At 66.3% G+C, this 22500-nt stretch carries 21 protein-coding genes; 12 read left to right on the top strand and 9 right to left on the bottom strand.

Annotated features, from left to right (window positions below; all coding sequences use genetic code 11):
* Positions 1-18: 18 nt before the first annotated feature.
* On the bottom strand, positions 19-240 hold the full coding sequence (locus J2T47_RS07540; protein ID WP_253444199.1) for a DUF2061 domain-containing protein: 222 nt from the start codon (positions 238-240) through the stop codon (positions 19-21).
* A gap of 283 nt (positions 241-523) precedes the next feature.
* Between J2T47_RS07540 and J2T47_RS07535 the strand changes: the two genes are divergently transcribed.
* The 10 genes from J2T47_RS07535 (at position 524) to J2T47_RS07490 (ending at position 8862) form a co-directional block, all read left to right on the top strand.
* Positions 524-1378 carry a glycine betaine ABC transporter substrate-binding protein gene (locus J2T47_RS07535; protein ID WP_253444195.1) on the top strand — a complete coding sequence of 285 codons (855 nt, stop codon included), beginning with the start codon at positions 524-526 and terminating at the stop codon, positions 1376-1378.
* A 212-nt stretch (positions 1379-1590) separates the two neighbouring features.
* Complete coding sequence (locus J2T47_RS07530; protein ID WP_253444192.1) at positions 1591-1902, top strand: DUF485 domain-containing protein; 312 nt, start codon at positions 1591-1593, stop codon at positions 1900-1902.
* Positions 1899-3554 carry a cation acetate symporter gene (locus J2T47_RS07525; protein ID WP_253444189.1) on the top strand — a complete coding sequence of 552 codons (1656 nt, stop codon included), beginning with the start codon at positions 1899-1901 and terminating at the stop codon, positions 3552-3554. The genes J2T47_RS07530 and J2T47_RS07525 overlap by 4 nt, the downstream gene beginning before the upstream one ends.
* 77 nt (positions 3555-3631) lie before the next feature.
* On the top strand, positions 3632-5422 hold the full coding sequence (locus J2T47_RS07520) for a DUF294 nucleotidyltransferase-like domain-containing protein (RefSeq protein ID WP_253444186.1): 1791 nt from the start codon (positions 3632-3634) through the stop codon (positions 5420-5422).
* Positions 5419-6045 (top strand): 3'-5' exonuclease, encoded by a 627-nt coding sequence (locus tag J2T47_RS07515; RefSeq protein WP_253444183.1) that lies wholly within the window; start codon positions 5419-5421, stop codon positions 6043-6045. The genes J2T47_RS07520 and J2T47_RS07515 overlap by 4 nt, the downstream gene beginning before the upstream one ends.
* Before the next feature lie 120 nt (positions 6046-6165).
* A complete protein-coding gene (locus tag J2T47_RS07510) occupies positions 6166-6324 on the top strand; it encodes a DUF3309 family protein (RefSeq protein WP_017522017.1) in 159 nt (52 codons plus the stop codon).
* Positions 6325-6554: 230 nt separating this feature from the next.
* Entirely contained in the window at positions 6555-6854 is a 300-nt protein-coding gene (locus J2T47_RS07505) for a hypothetical protein (RefSeq protein WP_253444180.1), read from the top strand.
* 167 nt (positions 6855-7021) lie between these two features.
* Positions 7022-7834 (top strand): SDR family oxidoreductase, encoded by an 813-nt coding sequence (locus J2T47_RS07500; protein ID WP_253444176.1) that lies wholly within the window; start codon positions 7022-7024, stop codon positions 7832-7834.
* A gap of 241 nt (positions 7835-8075) precedes the next feature.
* A complete protein-coding gene (locus J2T47_RS07495) occupies positions 8076-8501 on the top strand; it encodes a hypothetical protein (RefSeq protein ID WP_024766159.1) in 426 nt (141 codons plus the stop codon).
* A 31-nt stretch (positions 8502-8532) separates the two neighbouring features.
* A complete protein-coding gene (locus J2T47_RS07490) occupies positions 8533-8862 on the top strand; it encodes a YnfA family protein (RefSeq protein WP_253444173.1) in 330 nt (109 codons plus the stop codon).
* 195 nt (positions 8863-9057) lie between these two features.
* On the opposite strand, the gene J2T47_RS07485 is transcribed toward J2T47_RS07490, so the two are convergent.
* The 4 genes from J2T47_RS07485 to J2T47_RS07470 form a co-directional block, all read right to left on the bottom strand.
* A complete protein-coding gene (locus tag J2T47_RS07485; protein ID WP_253444169.1) occupies positions 9058-9288 on the bottom strand; it encodes a YheU family protein in 231 nt (76 codons plus the stop codon).
* 73 nt (positions 9289-9361) lie between these two features.
* Positions 9362-10585 (bottom strand): osmoprotectant NAGGN system M42 family peptidase, encoded by a 1224-nt coding sequence (locus tag J2T47_RS07480; RefSeq protein WP_253444164.1) that lies wholly within the window; start codon positions 10583-10585, stop codon positions 9362-9364.
* Positions 10582-12381: an N-acetylglutaminylglutamine synthetase gene (ngg, locus tag J2T47_RS07475; RefSeq protein WP_253444161.1), complete on the bottom strand. Its 1800-nt coding sequence runs from the start codon at positions 12379-12381 to the stop codon at positions 10582-10584. The genes J2T47_RS07480 and ngg overlap by 4 nt, the downstream gene beginning before the upstream one ends.
* Positions 12382-12456: 75 nt before the next feature.
* Positions 12457-14226, bottom strand: coding sequence for an N-acetylglutaminylglutamine amidotransferase (locus tag J2T47_RS07470; protein WP_253444158.1), 1770 nt, complete (start codon positions 14224-14226; stop codon positions 12457-12459).
* A 132-nt stretch (positions 14227-14358) separates the two neighbouring features.
* Here J2T47_RS07470 and J2T47_RS07465 point away from each other — a divergent pair, with 132 nt between their 5' ends.
* On the top strand, positions 14359-14838 hold the full coding sequence (locus J2T47_RS07465) for a MarR family winged helix-turn-helix transcriptional regulator (RefSeq protein WP_253444154.1): 480 nt from the start codon (positions 14359-14361) through the stop codon (positions 14836-14838).
* Positions 14839-14848: 10 nt separating this feature from the next.
* Here J2T47_RS07465 and J2T47_RS07460 read toward each other — a convergent pair whose 3' ends face one another.
* Entirely contained in the window at positions 14849-15598 is a 750-nt protein-coding gene (locus J2T47_RS07460; RefSeq protein WP_253444151.1) for a sulfite exporter TauE/SafE family protein, read from the bottom strand.
* A 55-nt stretch (positions 15599-15653) separates the two neighbouring features.
* Entirely contained in the window at positions 15654-17621 is a 1968-nt protein-coding gene (mnmC, locus tag J2T47_RS07455) for a bifunctional tRNA (5-methylaminomethyl-2-thiouridine)(34)-methyltransferase MnmD/FAD-dependent 5-carboxymethylaminomethyl-2-thiouridine(34) oxidoreductase MnmC (RefSeq protein WP_253444148.1), read from the bottom strand.
* Between the two features lie 107 nt (positions 17622-17728).
* Between mnmC and pap the strand changes: the two genes are divergently transcribed.
* Entirely contained in the window at positions 17729-19234 is a 1506-nt protein-coding gene (gene pap, locus J2T47_RS07450) for a polyphosphate:AMP phosphotransferase (RefSeq protein ID WP_253444145.1), read from the top strand.
* 530 nt (positions 19235-19764) lie between these two features.
* On the opposite strand, the gene lapD is transcribed toward pap, so the two are convergent.
* Positions 19765-21720 carry a cyclic di-GMP receptor LapD gene (gene lapD, locus J2T47_RS07445; RefSeq protein WP_253444142.1) on the bottom strand — a complete coding sequence of 652 codons (1956 nt, stop codon included), beginning with the start codon at positions 21718-21720 and terminating at the stop codon, positions 19765-19767.
* A 12-nt stretch (positions 21721-21732) separates the two neighbouring features.
* Positions 21733-22434: a cysteine protease LapG gene (gene lapG / locus J2T47_RS07440; protein WP_253444139.1), complete on the bottom strand. Its 702-nt coding sequence runs from the start codon at positions 22432-22434 to the stop codon at positions 21733-21735.
* Positions 22435-22500 lie beyond the last annotated feature (66 nt).

Raw genomic sequence — 22500 nt, 5'->3', positions numbered from 1 at the left:
AGTGCCTGCCGGTGGCGCTCAGGCGTGGCGGTGAATCCAGTTGTGCGCCGGCGCCGATTCGCCCGCGGTGTTGCCTTCGATGCGCTTCCAGAATTTCTCGTGGAAGTGGAAGCCCACCGCATTGCACAGCGGCTCGACCACCGCCACCAGGCCGCCCACGGCGATGCTGCCGGTCAGCGCGTAGGCGACGCTGAAGGCGATGGCGAAGTGCATCAGGGTGAAGGTGACGGTCTTGAGCATGGTGGCGATCCTCCAGTCGAGAATGATTCTCCGTTGTTGAAAGACTACTGCCGGGGAACCCCGTCGGGTAATCGAGCCTCTGTATGGAGGCGATAGGCCGGCAGCGGGGTCGTGGCTGGAATGGCGCGGTCGTGGATGGACGGGTTCTGTCGCGGATCGGACCGTTTGGCGTCGCTCTCAGAGCAGTTCGCCATCAGGGTGCGCCGATCATGAAGGGGCGGCCAAGACCGCGAAATGCGCCGGGTTCGCCCAGGCGCGCCGATAAAATCACGGGGAGAAAACCATGCGAATGATGCGACGCCTGTTGGGCCTGGGCGCAGGGCTGGTGCTGTCGGCGGCTGCCGGGCTGGCCGGTGCGGCGGCCAAGCCGGAAATCACCATCGGTTACGTGGACGGCTGGTCGGACAGCGTGGCGACCACGCACGTCGCCGCCGAGATCATGCGCGAGAAGCTCGGCTACCAGGTCAAGCTGATGCCGGTGGCCGCCGGGATCATGTGGCAGGGCGTGGCGCGCGGCAAGCTCGACGCCATGCTCTCGGCCTGGCTGCCGGTCACCCACGGTGCCTACTACGAGAAGATGAAGGACAAGGTGGTCAACCTGGGCGTGAACTACCCGGGCGCGAAGATCGGCCTGATCGTGCCCGAGTACGTGAAAGCCAACAGCATCGAAGACCTCAAGGCGCAGAAGGATGACTTCGGCGGCCGTATCGTCGGCATCGACGCCGGCGCCGGAGTGATGCTCAAGACCGACCAGGCGATCAAGGACTACGGCCTGGACTACAAGCTTGTGGCCAGTTCCGGCAGCGGCATGATCTCCGAGCTGACCCGCGCGGAGAACGACAAGAAAGCCGTTGCGGTGACCGGCTGGATCCCGCACTGGATGTTCGCCAAATGGAAACTGAAGTTCCTCGAAGACCCGAAAAAGGTCTACGGCGAAGAAGAGCACGTCGACAGCGTCGCCAACCCGGCGCTGGAGAAGAAGGCACCGGAAGTCTGGGCCTTCCTGAAGAAATTCCAGTGGAAGGACGGCCAGGAGATCGGCGAAGTCATGCTCGCCGTGCAGAACGGCGAGAAGCCGGAAGTGGCTGCCAAGAAATGGGTCGAGGCACACCCTGATCGCGTGAAGGAATGGCTGTAATCGGTTAGCGCCACATCACACGCGACACAGAAAAATCCCCCGCGAACGGTCCTGTTCGCGGGGGATTTTTTTATGCCGAAGCGTCTATTCCGGGCTTGTTCGCAATACCTGTCAAAACGCTACGACTAAAGTCGTCTGGAGCCCTTGCAGCGCTCAAATAAATTAGGGATCGACGACATCCGCGTCATCCCCGCTGTGAGGACAAGAACAAAATGAACGACAGCATCTACCAGCGGATTGATACCAATCCGCGCTTCAAAGAGCTGGTGGCCAAGCGCGAGCGATTCGCCTGGCTGCTCTCCCTGATCATGTTGGGCCTGTACGTGGTCTTCATCCTGCTCATCGCCTTCCAGCCGCAGTTGCTGGGAACGAAGATCAGCGCCGATTCGTCCGTCACCTGGGGCATTCCCATGGGCGTCGGGCTGATCCTCTCTGCCTTCGTGCTCACCGGCATCTATGTGCGCCGGGCGAACGGCGAATTCGACCGCATGAACCAGGAAATCCTCAAGGAGGCCCAGCAATGAAAGGCCGAATTTCTGCGGCCCTCGCTCTGGCCGCGTTCGCACCCGCACTCTGGGCTGACGCCCTCACCGGTGAGGTACAGCGCCAGCCGCTGAACATCTCCGCCATCGTCATGTTCGTCGCCTTCGTTGGCCTGACCCTGTGCATCACCTACTGGGCCTCCAAACGCAGCAAGTCCGCCGCGGACTTCTACACCGCCGGCGGCAGCATCACCGGCTTCCAGAACGGCCTGGCAATCGCCGGCGACTACATGTCCGCCGCCTCCTTCCTGGGCATTTCCGCGCTGGTGTTCACCTCCGGCTACGACGGCCTGATCTACTCCATCGGCTTCCTCGTCGGCTGGCCGATCATCCTCTTCCTGATCGCCGAGCGCCTGCGCAACCTGGGCAAGTACACCTTCGCCGACGTGGCGTCCTACCGCCTCAAGCAGAAGGACATCCGCACCCTGTCCGCCTGCGGTTCGCTGGTGGTCGTGGCCTTCTACCTGATCGCGCAGATGGTCGGCGCCGGTAAGCTGATCGAGCTGCTGTTCGGCCTGAACTACCACGTCGCGGTGGTGCTGGTCGGCATCCTGATGGTGCTGTACGTGCTGTTCGGCGGCATGCTCGCCACCACCTGGGTACAGATCATCAAGGCCGTGCTGCTGCTCTCGGGCGCGACCTTCATGGCGATCATGGTGCTCAAGCACGTCAACTTCGACATCAGCACCCTGTTCTCCGAAGCCATCAAGGTCCACCCGAAAGGCGAGTCGATCATGAGCCCCGGCGGCCTGGTGAAGGACCCGATCTCGGCGTTCTCCCTGGGCTTCGCGCTGATGTTCGGCACCGCCGGCCTGCCGCACATCCTGATGCGCTTCTTCACCGTCAGTGACGCCAAGGAAGCCCGCAAGTCGGTGTTCTTCGCCACCGGCTTCATCGGCTACTTCTACATCCTGACCTTCATCATCGGCTTCGGCGCGATCCTGCTGGTCAGCACCAACCCGGACTTCAAGGACGCCACCGGCGCCCTGCTGGGCGGCAACAACATGGCGGCCGTGCACCTGGCCGACGCCGTGGGCGGCAGCCTGTTCCTGGGCTTCATCTCCGCCGTGGCCTTCGCCACCATCCTCGCGGTGGTTGCCGGCCTGACCCTGGCCGGCGCCTCGGCCGTGTCCCACGACCTGTACGCCAGCGTGCTGAAGGGCGGCAAGGCCAACGAGAAGGATGAACTGCGCGTCTCGAAGATCACCACCGTGTGCCTGGGCGTAGTCGCGATTGTGCTCGGCATCCTGTTCGAGAAGCAGAACATCGCCTTCATGGTCGGCCTGGCCTTCTCCATCGCTGCCAGCTGCAACTTCCCGGTGCTGCTGCTCTCCATGTACTGGAAGAAGCTGACCACCCGTGGCGCGAAGATCGGCGGCTGGCTCGGCCTGATCACCGCGGTGACCCTGATGATCCTCGGCCCGACCATCTGGGTACAGATCCTCGGTCACGAGAAAGCCATCTACCCGTACGAGTACCCGGCGCTGTTCTCCATGGCCGTGGCCTTCATCGGCATCTGGTTCTTCTCCATCACCGATAAGTCGACCGCTGCCGACGAAGAGCGCGCGCGCTTCTTCCCGCAGTTCATCCGTTCGCAGACCGGCCTGGGGGCCAGTGGCGCAGCCGCCCACTGACAGCCTGAGCTAACCTGCCGGGGCCGGAGGTGGAGACACCTCCGGCCCCGCGTTTTTTTGACCTGGATGGATAACGGATGTCCGACGATTTCAACTTCGCCTCGCCACCCTTCGACCAGCTTCGCCCGCTGGAGCGCGAGCAGCTGCGCGACGCGCTGAGCGTGGGCTACTACACGGTCGACGAAGTGCTGCTGGACGCCGGTGCGCCGGTGCCGTGCCTGTTCGTGCTGATGAAAGGCGTGATCGAGGAGCGCGGCGAGGACGGCAAGCTGTTCGCCCAGTACGGCGCCGAGGACCTGTTCGACGTGCGCGGGCTGTTCTCCGGCAGCAGCAAGCACCGCTACCAGGCAGTGGAAGAGAGTATCGTCTACGAACTGCCGGCAACCGTCTTCCACCAGCTGTGCACGGACAACCCGCAGTTCGCCCGCTTCTTCCGCGCGGACCTGGCCAGCAAGCGCCAGCTGGAACGTCGCGACGGGCAGAACCTCGCCGAATTCATCCTCACCCGCATCGCCCCCGAACACCTGTTGCCGGCCATCGAAGTCGAGCCGTCGATGCCGCTCGGCGATGCCGCGCGCCTGCAACTCAGTCGTGGTGCGGACGCACTGCTGGTACGCGAGGACGGCGCGCTGGGTATCGTCACCCGCACCGATCTGATGACCGCGCACTTCCGCGATGGCTTCAGTGAGGCTCAGCCCATCGGCCCGCTGGCGCACCGCCCGCTGAGCCACGTCGAGCTGGGCGATTTTCTCTTTGACGCGATGATCCTCATGACCCGCCAGCGCATCGAACGCGTGGCGGTATGCGAAGAGGGCAGGGTGGTCGGCCTGCTGCACCTGACCCAGGTGCTCAGCCTGTTCTCCACCCATTCCCATGTGCTGGCGCTGCGCATTGCCCGCGCCGAAAGCGAGGCCGAACTGCGCGCCGCCGCCGAGACCCTGCACACGCTGATCGCGACCCTGGCGGGCAACGGCATCCGCCTGCGCTTCATCATGCAACTGGTCAGCGCGCTCAACGAACAGCTGATCGAGCGCCTGTTCGAACTGCAGGTGCCGCCGGTGCTGCGCGGCCGCTGCTGCCTGCTGGTGATGGGCAGCGAAGGGCGCGCGGAACAGCTGCTCAAGACCGACCAGGACAACGCGCTGATCCTCGACGACGGCCTGCCGGTGGAGCAGGGCCTGCTCTTGATGCAGCGCTTCTCCGCCGCGCTGCTGGCGTTCGGTTATCCACCTTGCCCCGGCGGCGTCATGGCCAGCCGGCCGGAGTGGTGCAAACCGCTGTCCGAGTGGCAGCGCGAGTTGCGCGAGCTGCCGTTGCAAGGTCGCCCCGATCAACTGATGCGCCTGTCGATCCTTGCTGACGCCTGGCCGGTAGCGGGCAACCGCCGGCTGTTCGATGGCCTGCGCGAATGCCTCTGCCAGCTGGCTGGCGACAGCAGTCGCTGGATGAGTGACCTGGCCCTGCCGGCCCTGCAGTTCGACACGCCGCTGACCTTCCTCGGCCAGCTCAAGACCCGGGACGCGCAGCTGGACGTGAAGCGTGGCGGCATCTTTCCCATCGTCCACGGCGCCCGTGTGCTGTCCGTGCGTGAAGGGCTCGACGAGCGCGGCACGCTTGGTCGCCTCGCCGCCCTGAAAGCGCTTGGTGTGCTGGATGAGTCGCTGGCGGACAACCTGGTCGAAGCCTTCGAGCTGTTCATCCAGCTGCGCCTGCGCCAGCAACTGGAGGGGCTGCGTGATGGCCGCGAGCAAGGGCTCGACGTTTCCCGCCTTAGCCGCCACGAGCGCGACCTGCTGCGCTTCGGGTTGCACACGGTGAAGAAGTTCAAGCAGAGCCTGAGCCGCCAATTCCACCTGGAGACCCGATGAACGCCTGCGTCGTTGCCCCCGATCCGCACTGGTCCGCCTGGCGCCGCCGTCTCTACTGGTGGCGGCACGACGCGGCGGAAGCGGAAGAACTGGTGTCGCTGGACCTGGAAACCACCAGCCTCGACCCGCGCAAGGCCGATATCCTCAGCATCGGCGCGGTGGTGATCCGGCGTGGCAAGCTGATCCTCGGCGAGCGCCTGGAGTTGCTGGTGGAGCCGCCGCCGTCCCTGGATGGCGAGTCGATCCGCATCCACAAGCTGCGCCGCACCGACCTCGAAGGCCAGCTGTCGCTGGTGGAGGCGCTGCGCCGGGTGCAGGCTTTCATTGGCGGTCGGCCGCTGCTGGGCTACTACCTGTCGTTCGACGTCGCCGTACTGCGCAGGCATCTGCGCGAGCAACTGGGCGCGCGGCTGGACAATCCCCGCGTGGAAGTCTCCGAAATCTACCACCGCAAGATGAGCCGGCGTTTTCCCGACCTGCACCTTGACCTGCGCTTCGACACCCTGGCGCGCAACCTGGATATCCCCATCGAAGGCCGCCACACCGCCATCGGCGATGCGCGCACTGCCGCGTTGATGTTCCTGCGCCTGCGCAAGGGCTCGCTGCCCCGCGACCTGAGCTGACTCCGAAGGCGCGCAGATTCTTTGAATCTTCCGCGCAACCTCCCGGTCGGAATCTACAAGCGCTGGCCACTCGCACCCCGCGAGCCATCGCCCCTCGTCGACTGAAAGAGGAGAGACGATATGGGACTCGGGACCATCCTGTTGATCATCCTGATCTTGATGCTGATCGGCGGCCTGCCGGTTTTCCCCCACTCGCGCAACTGGGGCTACGGTCCCTCTGGTGTGATCGGCGTGGTGCTGGTCGTGCTGCTGGTGTTGCTGTTGCTCGGGAGGATCTGACCGAGCTTCGCTGAGAGCATCGCGGATGAATCCGCTCCTGCGAATGGCACTGCGTTATCGCGCTGCGTAGGAGCGGACTCCGTCCGCAATGGCGAGAATCTCGCTCCGGCGTGTAGCGGCTTTCACCGCTTTCGTCACAGCGCCGATACGCCACAGGGTGATTCGTCGCACAGCCCTGGTAGGGCACCTGTACTAACATACTGGGCCTTTGCCATCAGGGAGTCGTAGGGATGCTGGGCGTTGTACTGGTTGTGCTCGGCGTGGTGTGGCTGCTCGTCCAGTGCGGGCTGGGCCTGCCGCCGCTGGCCGAAGCCATGACCCTGGACCCGGTGGTCAATCCGGATCGTTATTGGCAGTTCGCCTTCCTCGGCCCGGCCCTTCCCGTGGCCCTGGGCGTCTTCCTGTTGCGCTACCGCATCAGGCAATTCGCCCAGCTCAAACGCGAGCGCATCAACTGCGCGGCCCACCTGCTCGTCTCCGCCGGCATCGCCCTGGTGCTGGGCAAGCTCTGCGTGCTCATTCAGGCCTGACCGCGCAACCCGCGAAGCGCTAGTGCGCCGGCGGTTTGCCAGGGGCATTCAGCGCCCTGATTTCGCCGCTGATAGCGGAAAGCCTTGGTTACACTTCGGCTCACAGTCGTCGACAAACCCTGTCGATCACCCGTCCCGAACAAGACAAGAAAAGGCAGACCTCCCCTATGCAAAATCGCATCATGATCACCGGCGCCGGTTCCGGCCTCGGACGCGAAATCGCCCTGCGCTGGGCCCGCGAGGGCTGGAAGCTGGCGCTGGCCGACGTCAACGAAGCAGGCCTGCAGGAAACCCTGAAGCTGGTACGCGAGGCCGGCGGTGACGGCTTCACCCAGCGCTGCGACGTGCGCGACTACAGCCAGCTGACCCAGCTGGCGCAGTCCTGCGAAGAGAAATTCGGCGGCATCGACATCATCGTCAACAACGCCGGGGTCGCTTCCGGCGGCTTCTTCAGCGAACTGTCGCTGGAAGACTGGGACTGGCAGATCTCGATCAACCTGATGGGCGTGGTCAAGGGCTGCAAGGCCTTCCTGCCGCTGCTGGAGAAGAGCAAGGGGCGCATCGTCAACATCGCCTCCATGGCCGCGCTGATGCAGGGCCCGGCGATGAGCAACTACAACGTGGCCAAGGCCGGCGTGGTAGCGCTTTCGGAAAGTCTGCTGGCCGACCTCAGCCTGGTGGACGTGAAGGTCCACGTGGTCTGCCCGTCGTTCTTCCAGACCAACCTGCTGGATTCCTTCCGCGGCCCGAGCCCGGAGATGAAGACCCAGGTCGGCAAGCTGCTGGAAAGCTCGCCCATCAGCGCCGCCGACATCGCCGACTACATCCACCAGGAAGTGGCCCGCGACGTCTTCATGATCCTGCCCCACGAACAGGGCCGCATGGCCTGGCAGATCAAGCAGCAGAACCCCCAGGCGATCTACGACGAGATGGCGAAAATGGCCGAGAAGATGCAGGCCAAGCGCCGTACTCTGTCCTGATTTTCACGCCCGTTCTGCCCCCTTTCGGTGCAATGAAAGAGAGGGCTTGCCCAGTCCGGTGCAAAGGGTTAGTTTTAGTCACCGGCCTGCCTGGCTGATGTACGTTGGACCCCGGTGAAAGCCCCGCTCATTTCGCGGGGCTTTTGCTTTTTCGGACTACTGCGCAGCTATGTGGATTCGCGCTTTGCGCCATGCCAGGCCTGTGTTAGAAGGCTTGCGTGTCATTGAAGGAAGAACCCGCTTGCACTGTGAATCCATCGTCTATGGCTGCATCCGCGACTGGCCCGGCGACTCGATGGAGCGCCGCCTGCGCCGCGCCGCCAACCGCAAGGTGCTCGACAGCCTGCCCATGGGCGAGGCCTGGCCATTCCTCGGCCGCGAGATGTTCAGCCGCTGCGAGACCGAAGGCGCGGGCCTGTACCAGTCCCAGGTGATCCATTTCGGCGCCAGCTACCAGACCATCGAATACGAATGGAAACTCTGGGTCGAACAGTTCGAAGCCCTGCTGCGCCGCCTCTACTGGGCCAGCGCCGTGGTGCACCTGGAAACCGAAGTCAACGGCAGCCACACCTTCCGCTGGGAATCCGAGAATGGCTTCCACAGCCCCCGCGAAGGCGAGCTGAAAGTTCGCTGCGCCTGGGAACGCGAGGGCGGCCTGCGCGGCTGAGCGACAAACATCGCGTCACGGAAACAACAGCATGATCAACTACCTCTGGTTCGTCCTCGCCGCCTTCTGCGAGATTGCCGGCTGCTATGCCTTCTACCTCTGGCTGCGCCTGGACAGGAGCGCCCTGTGGATAATTCCCGGCCTGCTCAGCCTGACGGTCTTCGCCCTGCTGCTCACCCGCGTCGAGGCGAACTACGCCGGGCGCGCTTATGCCGCGTACGGTGGCATCTATGTCGCGGCATCGCTGTTCTGGCTGGCCTTCGTCGAGAAGAGCCGCCCGCTGTGGAGCGACTGGGTAGGCGTGGCGCTGTGCGTGATTGGCGCCAGTGTGGTACTGCTCGGGCCGCGTATCGCGCCCTGAGCCATCGAGCACCCGGCGGATAACGCCGTTGGCGTTATGCGCCCTACCTGCTGAACAGGACTGAAACCTGTAGGAGCGAGCTTGCTCGCGAACAGCGTATCCGGCTGCACAGGCGTGGCCGGCGAGCGCAGGGTTCGCGAGCAAGGACTAGGCGTCCCCCTCGGTCCTACGAAGAGCCAAAGCCATTCCTGCTGCTCAGTCCTCCAGCCACTCCTTCGGCACTTCGCTTTTCAGCATCAGCTGGCACTGCTGGCTTTCCGGCTCGAAGACGATCACCGCCTCGCCGCGCTTGAGCGCATGGCGCGCCCGCTCCACGCGCACGTCCAGCGGCGTGTCGTCGCCGTTGTCGGTACCTTCGCGGGTGACGAAGTCTTCCAGCAGGTTGTTGAGGGTGTCGGCTTCGATCAGCTCGAAGGGGATCAGCATGGCGGGGTACTCGTGAGTCGTGCTGGTGAATCGCAGCGCGGGATTGTAGTCCCGCGCTGCGCTCAGTGCAGCTTCACTTCCTGCTCTTGTCCGAGTCCTTGCCCTTGTCGGACGAGCCATCGCCGCTGTCGATCAGGTCATCCACCGGCGGCACATGGGTGGTGCTTTCCATGTGTACCGGGTGCTCCAGCTGCTTGCTGAAGCGCTCCAGCGTGCCCTCGCTGGGCTCCGCGTCGCTGTCGAACACCGGCGGGCTGAGCATGTAGGCCGTGAGCAGTTTCGCCAGGGCGGCGAGGCTGTCTATATGGGTGCGCTCGTAACCGTGGGTGGCGTCGCAACCGAAGGCCAGCAGGGCGGTGCGGATGTCGTGGCCGGCGGTGATCGCCGACTGCGCATCGCTGTGGTAGTAACGGAACAGGTCGCGGCGCACCGCGACTTCGTGGCGTTCGCCCAGGCGCAGCAGGTGCCGCGAGAGGTGGAAGTCGTAGGGCCCGCCGGAGTCCTGCAGGGCCACGCTCACCGCGTGCTCGCTGGAGTTCTGCCCCTCGGCCACCGGAGCGATGTCGATGCCGACGAACTCGCTGACGTCCCAGGGCAGCGCGCCGGCCGCGCCGGAGCCGATCTCCTCGGTGATGGTGAACAGCGGGTGGCAGTCGATAGGCGGCACCTGGCCGCTTTCCACGATGGCCTTCAGCGAGGCGAGCAGCGCGGCGACGCCAGCCTTGTCGTCGAGGTGGCGGGCGCTGATGTGGCCGCTTTCGGTGAATTCGGGCAACGGGTCGAAGGCGACGAAATCGCCGATGGCCACGCCCAGGGATTCGCTGTCGGCGCGGCTGGCGGTGTAGGTGTCCAGGCGCAGCTCGACGTGGTCCCAACTGATCGGCAGGGTGTCCACGGCGGTATTGAAGGCGTGCCCGGAGGCCAGCAGCGGCAGTACGCTGCCACGGAACACGCCGTTCTCGCAGAACACCGTGACGCGGCTGCCCTCGGCGAAGCGGCTCGACCAGCAACCCACCGGCGCCAGTGCCAGGCGTCCGTTGGGCTTGATCTCGCGGACGATCGCGCCAATGGTGTCCAGGTGCGCCGAGACTGCGCGGTCCGGGCTCTTGCGCCGGCCCAGCAGGGTGGCGCGGATGGTCCCGCGGCGGGTCATCTCGAAGGGCACGCCGATCTCCTCCAGCCGCTCGGCGACGTAGCGCACGATGGTGTCGGTGAAACCGGTGGGGCTGGGGATGGCGAGCATTTCCAGCAGTACGCGCTGCAGGTAGTTCAGGTCGGGTTGTGGCAGTTGGGTCATGCCGGGGCCTCCACGTTGGGGTGTGGCTGGTCACGGTTGTCGCGGTGCAGCAGTTCGCGGCTCAGCGGGAAGAGCAGGTCGACGAAGCGCTCGGCGGTGGGCTGCGGCTCATGGTTGGCCAGGCCCGGTCGCTCGTTGGCTTCGATGATCACGTACTCCGCCTGGTCGGCCTCGGTGACCAGCAGATCGAGGCCGGTGACCGGAATCTCCAGCGCCCGCGCCGCGCGGATGGCGGCGTCGGCCAGCGCCGGGTGCAGGCGCTCGGTGACGTCTTCCAGGGTGCCGCCGGTGTGCAGGTTGGCGGTGCGGCGCACGGCCAGGCGCTGGCCGCTGGGCAGCACGTCGTCGTAGCTGAAGCCGGCGGCACTCAGGGTGCGCTCGGTTTCGCCGTCCAGCGGGATACGGCTCTCGCCGCCGGTGGCCGCCTGGCGACGGCGGCTCTGCGCCTCGATCAGCTTGCGAATGCTGTGCCGGCCATCGCCGATCACCTCGGCGGGGCGGCGGATGGCGGCGGCCACCACTTCGTAGCCGATCACCACGATGCGCAGGTCCTGGCCGGGGTGGTAGCTCTCAAGGATGACGCGGGTGTCGAACTGCTTCGCGTGGGCGATGGCTTCTTCCACTTCCTCCGCCGTGCGCAGGTCCACGGCAACGCCCTGGCCCTGTTCGCCGTCTACCGGCTTTACCACCAGCGCGCCATGCACTTCGAGGAACGCGGCATTCTCCTGCTCGCTGCCGGCCAGGCGCTGCTGCGGCTGGCGCAGGCCGGCGCGGTCGAGGGCGCGGTGGGTGAGGGTCTTGTCCTGGCACAGGCTCATGCTCACGGCGCTGGTGAGATCACACAGCGACTCGCGGCAGCGGATGCGCCGGCCGCCCTGGGTGAGCGTGAAGAGGCCGGCGTCGGCGTCCTGCACCTGCACCTCGATGCCACGCCGATGGGATTCGTCGACGATGATCCTGGCGTAGGGGTTGAGGCCTTCCTCCGGGCCGGGACCGAGGAACAGCGACTGGTTGATGCCGTTCTTGCACTTCACCGCGAAGGTCGGCAGCTCGCGGAAGCGCAGCTTGCGGTACAGCGACTTGGCCTGCTGGTTGCCGTGCAGCACCGACAGGTCCAGGTACGCCAGGCCCCGGCTCATGAAGTGCTCGATCAGATGGCGCACCAGCGCTTCGCCGACGCCCGGCCGGCTGGACTGCGGGTCCACCGCCAGGCACCAGAGGCTGGAGCCGCCTTCCGGATCGCGGAAGGCCTTGGCGTGGTTGATGCCCATGACCGTGCCGATCACCGTGCCGGTCTCGGCGTCTTCCGCCAGCCAGTAGGCCGGGCCGCCCTGGTGGCGCGGAGTGACGTTGGACGGGTCGACCGGCAGCATACCGCGCGACAGGTACAGGCGGTTGATCGCCACCCAGTCGTCATCGCTGTGCACGCGGCGGATGCGGAAGCCACGGAAGGGCCGGCGCGCCGGGCGGTAGTCGGTGAACCACAGGCGCAGCGCGTCGGAAGGGTCGAGGAAGAGTTGCTGCGGGGCGTGGGCCAGCACCTGCTGCGGCGCGGCCACGTAGAGGGCGATGTCGCGTTCGCCGGGCTGCTCGTTGAGCAGTTCGGCGGCGAGCTTGTCCGGGCTGGAGAAGGTGTGGCCGATCAGCAGGCGACCCCAGCCGCACTGCAGGATCAGCGGGCCGTGGCTCTCCGCGTGGTCACCGGCGAAGCGCGCCTGCAGGCGCTCGTAGGTCGGCGTCTGGCCGCGCAGCAACCTCTGGTTGTGAGGATGGGGCAGGTTGGAATGGGGTTTCATCTTGCGCTCCCTGATAAGGCTTCTGTCCTGGGCTGAAAGAAAAGGCAACGCCGCACGAGGCGGCGTTGCCGAGCTCTAGAGGCCTTGTTCCGTCAGCCAGAGGTTGAGGGCCGCCAACTGCCACAACTTGGAACCGCGCAGCGGGGTGAGGTCGCTTGCCGGGTCGCTGAGCAGGCGGTCGAACATCGCCGTCTCGAACAGCCCACGGTCCTGGCTCGGGTCCAGCAGCAACTCGCTGACCCAGGCGCGGGTATTGCCTTGCAGGTGCTTGAGGCCCGGCACCGGGAAGTAACCCTTGGGCCGGTCGATCACCTCGCTGGGGATGACCTTGCGCGCGGCGGCCTTGAGCACCTGCTTGCCGCCGTCGCCGAGCTTGAAGCGGGACGGGATGCGCGCCGACAGCTCCGCGACGCGGTAGTCGAGGAAAGGCACGCGCGCCTCCAGGCCCCAGGCCATGGTCATGTTGTCCACGCGCTTGACCGGGTCGTCGACCAGCATGATGGTGCTGTCCAGGCGCAGGGCCTTGTCCACCGGGTCATCCGCGCCGGGCTGGGCGAAGTGCTCGCGGACGAACTCGCTGGCCACGTCTTCCACCCGCAGGGCTTCGCGCACGGTGTCCAGGTACTCGCCGTGAGTGCGGTCGAAGAAGGCCGCGCGATAGGCTTGCAGCGGGTCCTTGGCGCCGGCGACTTTCGGGTACCAGTGGTAGCCGGCGAACAGCTCGTCGGCGCCCTGGCCGCTCTGCACCACCTTGCAGTGCTTCGAGACTTCCCGCGAAAGCAGGTAGAAGGCGATGCAGTCGTGGCTGACCATCGGCTCGCTCATGGCGCGGAAGGCTGCCGGCAGCTGCGCGATGACTTCGTTCTCGTCGATGCGCAGCTGGTGGTGGCGAGTGCCGTAGCGCCTGGCGATCAGGTCGGAATACTGGAACTCGTCGCCGCGCTCGCCGCCGGCATCCTCGAAGCCGATGGAGAAGGTCAGCAGGTCCTCGACCCCGGCCTCGTGCAGCAGGCCGACCAGCAGGCTGGAGTCCACCCCGCCGGAGAGCAGCACGCCGACTTCGCGGGCGGCCCGCTGGCGCACGCTCACGGCGTCGCGCAGGCTGGTGAGCAGGCGGTCTTCCCAGTCGTCCAGGGTCAGCTCGCGCTCATCCGGCAGCGGGCCGTAGTCCAGGGTCCACCAGCGCTGGCGCTCGGTGTGGCCATCGGCGTCGATGGTCATCCAGGTGGCCGGCGGCAGTTTCTGCACCTCGGCCAGCAGCGTGCGCGGCGCGGGGACCACGGCGTGGAAGTTGAGGTAGTGGTTGAGCGCCACCGGGTCCAGCGCCGGGTCGATGTCGCCGCCCTTGAGCAGCGCCGGCAGGCTGGAGGCGAAGCGCAGGCGTTTGCCGGTCTGCGACAGGTACAGCGGCTTGATGCCGAGGCGGTCGCGGGCGATGAACAGGCGCCGTTTGTCGCGTTCCCAGATGGCGAAGGCGAACATGCCATTGAGGCGTGGCAATAGTTGTTCACCCCAGGCGTGGTATCCCTTGAGGAGTACTTCGGTGTCGCCTCCGGAAAAGAAGCGGTACCCAAGGGCTTCCAGCTCGCCGCGCAGCTCGGGGTAGTTGTAGATTGCCCCGTTGAACACCAGCGACAGGCCCAGCGAGGTGTCGATCATCGGCTGACCGGAAGCTTCGGCCAGGTCCATGATCTTCAGTCGCCGATGCCCCAGGGCCACCGGCCCTTCGCTGTGAAAGCCCCAGGCATCGGGGCCTCGCGGGGCGAGGTGATGGGTGATGCGTTCGACCGCGGCAAGGTCCGCAGCCTGTTTGTCGAAACGTAACTCTCCTGCTAGTCCGCACATTTCCTTACCGGTTCTCCGTTGGGGATCAAGTGGGTGGCGCCTCATGGACGCCTTAGGGGATGACCCGTCGATCTGGCGAGAGTTCTATCTGATTTCATTGAGAAAAAATGACGGAGCAGCAGGTGGACTGAGATGGCCGAGAGCAAGACTGCGATGCGCAACGCCCATGCACTGGCAATGTTGCAGGCCCTGCGGCGCCTGCAACAGGCGGCGGAAGTGCACTCCAAGAGCCTGGGCCGCGACGGCGAACTGACGCCGCTGCAGCTGCTGATCCTGCAGGTGGTGGAACTGGAGGGCGAGATAACCGCTGGTCAGTTGGCGCGGCAGGTGGCGCTGTCGCAGTCGTCCATTTCCAGCGCGCTGACCCGCCTGGAAAGCAAGGGTCTGCTGACCCGCCGGCGCGACGAGGATGACCGCCGCAAGCAGTGGCTGAGCCTGGAGGCGGTCGGGCGGCGGGCGCTCAGGGATGGTCCGGAGCTCCTCCCCGAACACGCCCTGGAGCGTTTTTCCGGGCTGCCGGAGTGGGAGCAGCACGCGATCCTCGCCGGGTTGCTGCGCGCCGCCGAGCTGTTCGAGACGCCGGGAACCGGCACCGAGGAAGAGGAGTTCTGAGGCCGCGTTCTCAGCTCATCAGCTTCTGCGCCGCCAGCGACAGGCTGACTGCCACCAGCATCAGCGCGAACAGGCGCTGCAGCGTTGCGCCGCCCAGGCGCACCGCCAGGCGATTGCCGAACAGCACGCCGAGTGCCCCACCCGCCGCGAGGCACGCCAGCAACGGCAGCGGCGGCTGTGCATGGGTGAGATAGAGCAGGAAGCCGCCGCCGGAGACCAGCGCGATCACCGCCATGGACGTCGCCGTCGCGGCCAGCATCGACAGCGGCGTGAACCACAGCAGCCCCGGCACGATCAGGAAGCCGCCGCCCACGCCCATCAGGCCGGACAGAAAACCCACCGCCAGGCCCACGCCCAGCAACGGGCCGTTGCGCATCGGCTTGTCGCAGGTGCGCGGCTGGCTCGAACCCTGCCACATGCGCCAGGCCGACCACAGCACCAGCAGGCAGAAGCCGACGATCAGCCAGGCGTCCGGCACGTACTTGCCCAGCCACTGACCGACGGCATTGCCCGGCCAGCCGGTGATCACCAGCCAGAACAGCGGCTTCCAGGCCACCTGGCCCTGCCGCGCGCGGGGTATCGCGCCAATGGCAGCGGACAGCGCCACGGCGCCGAGGCTGACGCCGATGGCATCGTGCAGCGGCAGGTGCAGGCTGAGCAGCAGGGGCAGGGCCACCAGCGAGCCGCCGGCGCCGGTCAGGCCCAGCAGCAGCCCGAGGATCAGGCCGATGGCGGAAGATTCAAGCAGCAGTGCATCCATGTCGGTGGTCCGCTCTGGAGGCTGGTCGCGGCCCGCTCGATGGGCCGCGAGGTGTTCAGGAGTTCTTCTGGCCGCGCACGACGTCGCGCAGGAAGAAACGGTTCGGGTGGCAGGCCTCGGCCACGGCACGGGGCAAGGGTAGCGGTTCGTCGTCGATCCACGCTGCCAGCAGCTCGCCCGCTAATGGCGCGGTGACCAGCCCGCGCGAGCCGTGGGCACTGTTCAGGTACAGGCCGTCGAGCCAGGGGCAGGGCCTCTCCGGCACCTGGCGCGCATCCTTGCCGAGCACCGCGTAAGCCTGGGCGAAGGCTTCGCGATCCGCCAGCGGGCCCACCAGCGGCAGGTAATCCGGGGTCGTGCAGCGGAAGGCGGCGCGGCCCTGCAATGTCGCCGGGTCGAGTTGGGCGATGTGCATCCGCTCGCTCAGGTCTGTGGATATCTCCGCCAGCAGATCGAGGTTGCCCAGGTGTTCTGCCAATGATGGCTCAGTGTCGTCTCGCTTGAATTCGAAACTGGCGCCCAGGGTGTGCTCGCCGTGACGGGGCGGGGCAACGTAGCCTTCGGCGCAGACCACGGTGCTCAGCGCGGCGCTCTGCGGGGTGGCCGGCACGCGGGTGATCTGCCCACGGATGCGCTTCATCGGCAGTGTCTCGGCCCCGGCGAAGCGGCGCACTTCAGCGGCGGTGGCGAGGATGGCGATGGGCGCGCCGGCGAGCTTCTGCTCGCCGCTCCAGGCGCTCCAGCCATCGGCTTCGCGTTGCAGGCGGACTTCCTCGCCGGTCAGCACGCGGATGTTCGGATGCGCTGCGAGATGCCGGCAAAGCGCGGGCGGATGGACCCAGCCGCCTTCGGGGTAGAACAGCCCGCCGGCCGGCAGGCCGATACCGGCGATGGATTCCGCCTCGGCCTTGTCCAGCCGGCGCAGCAGGGTCGGCGGGAAGGCGTCGGCCAGTTTGCTCTGACGCTGGGTCTCGGCGTCATCGAAGCCCAGTTGCAGCACGCCGCAATCGGACCACTCCTCGCCTTTCTGCAGGCGCTGGATCAACCGCCGCGTGTGACCGAAGCCACTGACGATCAGCCGCGACAGCGCGGTGCCGTGGGCGGACAGCTTCAGATACAGCACGCCCTGCGGGTTGCCCGAGGCTTCCTCGGCAAGGCCTGTGTGACGCTCGATCAGCGTCACCTGCCAGCCCCGCGCGGCGAGGCTGGCGGCGCTGGCGCAACCCGCCATGCCGCCGCCGATCACCAGTGCTTCCCGCGCACCATCCGGTCGAATGGGCCGGCTGTACCAGGGTTTCTCCGCCGGCTGTTCGACGCCGAGGAATTCGCCCTGGGACATCTCCCATTTCTTGCCGAAGCCCAGGGTGCGGCGGATCTTGAAGCCGGCGGCGCCCAGGCCGCGACGGACGAAGCCGGCGCTGGTGAAGGTGGCGATGGTGGTGCCCGGCGCCGAGAGGCGGGCGAGCTGGGCGTAGAGCGCGTCGTTCCACATCTCCGGGTTCTTTGCCGGGGAGAAGCCATCGAGGAACCAGGCGTCGATACGTGCGTCCAGCTCGGGCAGGGTGTCCAGCACATCGCCCACCAGCAGCGTCAGTACCACGCGGCCCTCGGCGAAGACCAGGCGCTGGAAGCCGGGGTTGATCGCCACGTACTGCTCCAGCAGTTGCGCCGACAGGTGCGCCAGCTCGGGCCAGAGGGCAAAGGCGCGGCGCATGTCTTCCTGCGTCACCGGGTACTTCTCGGTGCTGACGAAGTGCAGCCGCGCATCGCTCGGCGCGCGCTCTTCGAACAGCTGCCAGGCACAGAGGAAATTCAGCCCGGTACCAAAGCCGGTTTCGCCGATGCACAGGCGCCCGCCAACGGGCAGTGCGGCGAAGCGTTCCGGCAGGCGGTTGCCGTTGATGAACACGTGGTGCGTCTCGGCGATACCGGAGACGGGGGAGAAATACACGTCGCCATAGACGCGGGAGGTCGGCTGGCCGTTCTCGTCCCAGTCGATCTGGGCGCTGCTGATGTCTGGCATGTGGGGGCAGGGTTGTGAAACGAAGCCGGCAGTTTAGCCGATCCGCTGCGCAGACAGCCTGCGTCACATCCGCTACCTTTTACTCACTTCGAGACAAGGAGAGGTGCATGTTCGAATCCGCCGAGATCGGTCATTCCATCGACAAGGAAACCTACGAGAAGGAAGTCGCGGTGCTGCGCGAAGCCCTGCTCGAGGCGCAGTACGAGCTCAAGCAGCAGGCGCGCTTCCCGGTGATCATCCTGATCAACGGCATCGAGGGCGCCGGCAAGGGCGAGACGGTGAAGCTGCTCAACGAGTGGATGGACCCGCGCCTGATCCGGGTGGAAAGCTTCCTCCTGCCCACCGACGAGGAGCTCTCGCGGCCACCGCAGTGGCGCTTCTGGCGCCGCCTGCCGCCCAAGGGCACGACCGGCATCTTCTTCGGCAACTGGTACAGCCAGATGCTCTATGCGCGGGTCACCGGCGAGATCAAGGACAGCCAGCTCGATGGCCTGATCAACGACGCCGAGCGCTTCGAGCGGATGTATTCCGACGAGGGCGCGCTGATCTTCAAGTTCTGGTTCCACCTTTCCAAGAAGCAGCTCAAGGAGCGTCTCAAGGCGTTGGAGAACGACCCCACCCGCAGCTGGCAGCTGAGCGAGATCGACTGGAAGCAGAGCGAGGTCTACGACAAGTTCGTGCGCTACGGCGAGCGCGTGCTGCGCCGCACCAGCCGCGACTATGCGCCCTGGTACGTGGTGGAAGGTTCTGACGAACGCTACCGCAGCCTGACGGTCGGCCGCACCATTCTCGAGAGCCTGCAGGCCGCGCTCAAGCGCAAGGACCGGCCGACCCCGCAGCCCCATGCCGCGCCGCTGGTGTCCAGCCTGGACAACAAGGGCCTGCTGGATGCGCTGGACCTGAGCCTGTCGCTGGACAAGGACCAGTACAAGGAACAGTTGGCCAAGGAGCAGGCGCGCCTGGCCACGCTGATGCGCGACAAGCGCTTCCGCAGCCACTCGCTGATTGCCGTGTTCGAAGGCAACGACGCCGCCGGCAAGGGTGGCGCTATCCGCCGCGTCACCGATGCGCTGGACCCGCGCCAGTACCGCATCGTGCCGATCGCCGCACCCACCGAAGAGGAGCGCGCGCAGCCGTACCTGTGGCGCTTCTGGCGGCACATCCCGGCGCGCCGGCAGTTCACCATCTTCGACCGCTCCTGGTATGGCCGCGTGCTGGTGGAGCGGGTCGAAGGCTTCGCCTCCGATGCCGACTGGCTGCGCGCCTATGCCGAGATCAACGACTTCGAGGAACAACTGGCGAACTACAACATCGTGCTGGTGAAGTTCTGGTTGTCCATCGATCAGGACACCCAGCTGGAGCGCTTCAAGGAGCGCGAGTCGATCGCCTTCAAGCGCTTCAAGATCACCGAGGAAGACTGGCGCAACCGCGACAAGTGGGACCAGTACGTGGACGCGGTGGGCGATATGGTTGACCGCACCAGCACCGAGATCGCGCCCTGGACGCTGGTGGAGGCCAACGACAAGCGCTATGCGCGGGTGAAGGTGCTCAAGACCATCAACGATGCGCTGGAGGCGGCTTACGCCAGTGCGAAGAAGGGCAAGAAGGACTGACGTTTCGGGCCGCCTTTTGTAGGAGCGAGCTTGCTCGCGAACCAGACCTGGCGCCGGCCTTGCCGGCGGATCGCGGGCATGGCCCGCTCCTACAGGGAGCCGTCGAGCATCGGCTTTGGCTCTTGATGATTTCCAGTGAGATATCCGCAAGCGCCGAACTGCCCCGTTCAGGAGGCCGAAGGTGATCGGAGTTTCAGGGGTTGAGCGACATGGATGTCGCGAGAGCCGCGATGGGCCAGGGATGGCCCTTCGCGGCGGGCCCCTGAAACTCCGAGGAACCGAGGGTACTTTTCGCGAAGCGAAAAGCCGGATGCCAGGGGCAAGACTTTTGCCTACTTTGCGTCGTTTGGCAAAGTAGGTCGCCCGAGGGGGCGAAACAAGAAGTCCGCGCGCACGCCAAAGCGGCGCTTAATCACAGAACCCCAAGCAAAAGTATCGTGGACAAAGCCCGCTCCTGCGATAAGCGGAAACACCGGAGCCGATCTTGTAGGAGCGGTCCATGTCCGCGATCCGTCGGCAGGGCCGACGGTCTACCCGCCGCTCTTCTGCGAAGGCTTCGGCGCCCCGACCAGCCGCCCCATCGCCCCGGCAATCCCCATCTCCCGTAGCACCTGCAGCTCGCCCTCGGTCTCGACCATCTCCGCGATCAGCGGCAGGTCGATGCTGTTGGAGGCGCGGTACATGGCTTCGATGAACAGGCGCTTGTCGTTGTCCTGGTCGATGGCACGGATGTAGCTGCCGTCGATCTTCAGGTAGGCAAGGCCCAGCCGGGTCAGGTTGCCGATCAGGCTGAAGCGCCCGCCGAAGTGCTGCAGGCCGAGCTGGGCGCCGACGTCCTGCACCGACTGGGCGAGTTTTTCCAGCTCGGCCGGTGGCGGCAGGTAGCGTTCGTCCACTTCCAGGGTCATCAGCTGCGCTTCCTGCGGATGCGCACGGAGGATTTCGAACAGCTGGCGCAGGGGCTCGGCGCTGCGCACGGTTTCCGCTGACAGCGACAGGGCCAGCGGTGCCGGTTGCTGGGCGAGGTGCGCGAGGGCGTGTTCGAGCATGGCCAGGTCGAAGCGCGCGGACCAGCCGAAGCGTTCGATCCACGGCAGGAACTGCCCGGCAGCGACCGCCTCGCCCTTGGGGTCGAGCAGTCGCGCGAGGACCTTCTGGTGCAGCAGTGCGCCGTTCTCGACACAGGCGCGCACCGGCTGGAACCACAGCTGCAGCTTGCCCTTCTGCAGGGCATCGTCGAGCCAGTCGCGCCACGCGCGGGAGTCCTGCGCGGGCTGGCCGCCGGAGCTGTCCAGGCGCTGCCAGGGGCGGTCCGGCGAGGATTGCGCTTGCGCCAGTGCCTGGTCCGCGCGGGACAGCACGCTGGCCGCCGATTCGCCGGGGCGGAAGGCCGCCAGGCCAAGGTGCGCCACCGGCTTGCAGTCGCTGGCGCCGGTGCCGCGTAGGTTCTCCAGGGCGGCGCTGAGCTGGTCGGCGAGCAGTTCGGCGCTGGCGCTGTCGACGCCGGGGGCGAGCAGGGTGAACTCGCCGCCACGGCTGCGTGCGGCCAGCCAGTCCGGGGTGCCGTGGGTCTCGCGCTCACGCTCCAGCAGCTCGGCCACATCGCGGATCAGCGCGTCGGTGCGCTGCCCGCCCAGACGCTGGTTGAGGCCGGCCAGGTCGTTCAGGCGCAGCAGCAACAGATAGCCGGCGGCATTCTGCTCGCTGGGGGACAGTTGCGCATCCAGCCGTGCGTCGAACAGGCGGCGGTTGGCCAGGCCGGAGAGACTGTCCTGGTACGCTTCCTCGCGCAGCTTCTCGCTGCGGGTGGCTTCCTCGGCGAACAGCGCCTTGAGCTTGTCGACCATCTGGTTCATCGCCTGCACAACGCGCTTGAGTTCCGGGGTGCGCGGTTCCTTGGGCAGGGTGAGGAATTCGCGGCGGGTGATGGCGTGGGCCTGCTGCACCATCTGGTCCAGCGGCTTCAACTGGGTACGCAGCAGCCAGCCGCCGAGGACGGCGCTGACCAGCCCGCAGGCCAGCAGCCAGGCGAGGCTGCCCAGCGCGCCGTCCCACAGCTTGGCCAGGGCGAACTGCGGATGGCTGACCACCTCGACCCGCGCGGCCTGCTCCCAGCCGCGCATGATCAGCGCGTCACCGCCCTGGGCCTTGAGGTTGACCAGCCTGGCGAACCAGGCCGGTACCTGCTGGTTCTGTGTGTCGCTGTCGCGTTCGACTATCACCTTGCCCTCGGGAATGCTCACCACGCGGATGGTGGCGAAGTAGCCGGAGTCGAAGATCGAGCTGACCATCAGCTCGATCATCGCCGGATCGTCCACGTGCGGGGTGAGCGACAGCCCCAGCGCGGTGGCGGCGTCCTGGGCGTGGGAGCGCAACTGGCCGATCAGCTGCTCGCGGGAGCTTTCCAGGCTGGCGGCGAAGCTGCCGGCGAAGGCCACCACGAGGAACAGGCAGATCGCCAGGAACAGTTGCTTGAGCAATGACATGCCGGGGTTCTCCTATCGCGTCTCGTCGAGGTCCAGGCCCTCGGCGCGCATCTTGGTCAACAGGTCCTGCCAGCGCGACAGCTTCTTGCTGTCGCCGGTGCGCTTGCCGCCGCCGGGGCCGGGCAGCCAGAGCCCCTCGGCGTTGAAGGCGTAGACGGGCAGGAGGTCCTTGCGCTGGGAGGCGGGCTTGATCTGCGGGATCAGGTTGTCCAGCACCAGCGGTTCGGCAGTGGGGGAGGCGTAGTAGGTGAGCACCATGTGCGCTTGGTTCTGCTGCAGCGCCTTGACGTAGGTGATGCGCAGCTTGTCGCTGGCGACCCCGAGGCGGCGCAGGGTGACGAACTTGGCGATGGAGTAGTCCTCGCAGTCGCCGGCGCCCTTGTAGAGGGATTCCACCGGTGTCGCCCAGTAGTCCTCCTGGTGCCAGACGGTGCGGTCGTCGGTGAATACCAGGGCGCCGTTGAAGAAGGCGTTGACCGCCTTGAGCTTGGCGGGCTCGTCGAGGTTTTCGCTGTCGTCGATCAGCCGGCCCCAGGACTGGATACGGCCTTTTCCGGTGCCGAGGTCGGGGTACTTCTGCTCGGCGTTCTTCAGGATGGTGTCGAAGTTCCAGGCGGCGCTGGCGGTCAGTGCGAGGAGCGCGAGCAGCAGCACGCCAGCCCGCAGACGTAGCGGGCTGGCGAACAGCCGGGGGGCTCCTCGGGGTGGCTGCATCGCCAGCGCTCCATGTGGGATGTGTGGAGTCTAGGCGCTCTTCGCAAACTTGCGCTGGCGCATCGC

The sequence above is a fragment of the Pseudomonas nitroreducens genome, from assembly GCF_024170165.1.
GTDB classification, from domain to species: Bacteria; Pseudomonadota; Gammaproteobacteria; order Pseudomonadales; family Pseudomonadaceae; genus Pseudomonas; species Pseudomonas nitroreducens_C.
The sequence above is the reverse complement of the archived record's forward strand: the minus strand, read 5'-3'. Positions and strand labels throughout refer to the sequence as shown.

What these genes read in the sequence shown, in the direction of transcription:
- J2T47_RS07540 (WP_253444199.1), bottom strand. Translation starts at nt 240, where the DNA reads ATGCTCAAGACCGTCACCTTCACCCTGATGCACTTCGCCATCGCCTTC.
- J2T47_RS07535 (WP_253444195.1), top strand. Translation starts at nt 524, where the DNA reads ATGCGAATGATGCGACGCCTGTTGGGCCTGGGCGCAGGGCTGGTGCTG.
- J2T47_RS07530 (WP_253444192.1), top strand. Translation starts at nt 1,591, where the DNA reads ATGAACGACAGCATCTACCAGCGGATTGATACCAATCCGCGCTTCAAA.
- J2T47_RS07525 (WP_253444189.1), top strand. Translation starts at nt 1,899, where the DNA reads ATGAAAGGCCGAATTTCTGCGGCCCTCGCTCTGGCCGCGTTCGCACCC.
- J2T47_RS07520 (WP_253444186.1), top strand. Translation starts at nt 3,632, where the DNA reads ATGTCCGACGATTTCAACTTCGCCTCGCCACCCTTCGACCAGCTTCGC.
- J2T47_RS07515 (WP_253444183.1), top strand. Translation starts at nt 5,419, where the DNA reads ATGAACGCCTGCGTCGTTGCCCCCGATCCGCACTGGTCCGCCTGGCGC.
- J2T47_RS07510 (WP_017522017.1), top strand. Translation starts at nt 6,166, where the DNA reads ATGGGACTCGGGACCATCCTGTTGATCATCCTGATCTTGATGCTGATC.
- J2T47_RS07505 (WP_253444180.1), top strand. Translation starts at nt 6,555, where the DNA reads ATGCTGGGCGTTGTACTGGTTGTGCTCGGCGTGGTGTGGCTGCTCGTC.
- J2T47_RS07500 (WP_253444176.1), top strand. Translation starts at nt 7,022, where the DNA reads ATGCAAAATCGCATCATGATCACCGGCGCCGGTTCCGGCCTCGGACGC.
- J2T47_RS07490 (WP_253444173.1), top strand. Translation starts at nt 8,533, where the DNA reads ATGATCAACTACCTCTGGTTCGTCCTCGCCGCCTTCTGCGAGATTGCC.
- J2T47_RS07485 (WP_253444169.1), bottom strand. Translation starts at nt 9,288, where the DNA reads ATGCTGATCCCCTTCGAGCTGATCGAAGCCGACACCCTCAACAACCTG.
- J2T47_RS07480 (WP_253444164.1), bottom strand. Translation starts at nt 10,585, where the DNA reads ATGACCCAACTGCCACAACCCGACCTGAACTACCTGCAGCGCGTACTG.
- ngg (WP_253444161.1), bottom strand. Translation starts at nt 12,381, where the DNA reads ATGAAACCCCATTCCAACCTGCCCCATCCTCACAACCAGAGGTTGCTG.
- J2T47_RS07470 (WP_253444158.1), bottom strand. Translation starts at nt 14,226, where the DNA reads ATGTGCGGACTAGCAGGAGAGTTACGTTTCGACAAACAGGCTGCGGAC.
- J2T47_RS07465 (WP_253444154.1), top strand. Translation starts at nt 14,359, where the DNA reads ATGGCCGAGAGCAAGACTGCGATGCGCAACGCCCATGCACTGGCAATG.
- J2T47_RS07460 (WP_253444151.1), bottom strand. Translation starts at nt 15,598, where the DNA reads ATGGATGCACTGCTGCTTGAATCTTCCGCCATCGGCCTGATCCTCGGG.
- mnmC (WP_253444148.1), bottom strand. Translation starts at nt 17,621, where the DNA reads ATGCCAGACATCAGCAGCGCCCAGATCGACTGGGACGAGAACGGCCAG.
- pap (WP_253444145.1), top strand. Translation starts at nt 17,729, where the DNA reads ATGTTCGAATCCGCCGAGATCGGTCATTCCATCGACAAGGAAACCTAC.
- lapD (WP_253444142.1), bottom strand. Translation starts at nt 21,720, where the DNA reads ATGTCATTGCTCAAGCAACTGTTCCTGGCGATCTGCCTGTTCCTCGTG.
- lapG (WP_253444139.1), bottom strand. Translation starts at nt 22,434, where the DNA reads ATGCAGCCACCCCGAGGAGCCCCCCGGCTGTTCGCCAGCCCGCTACGT.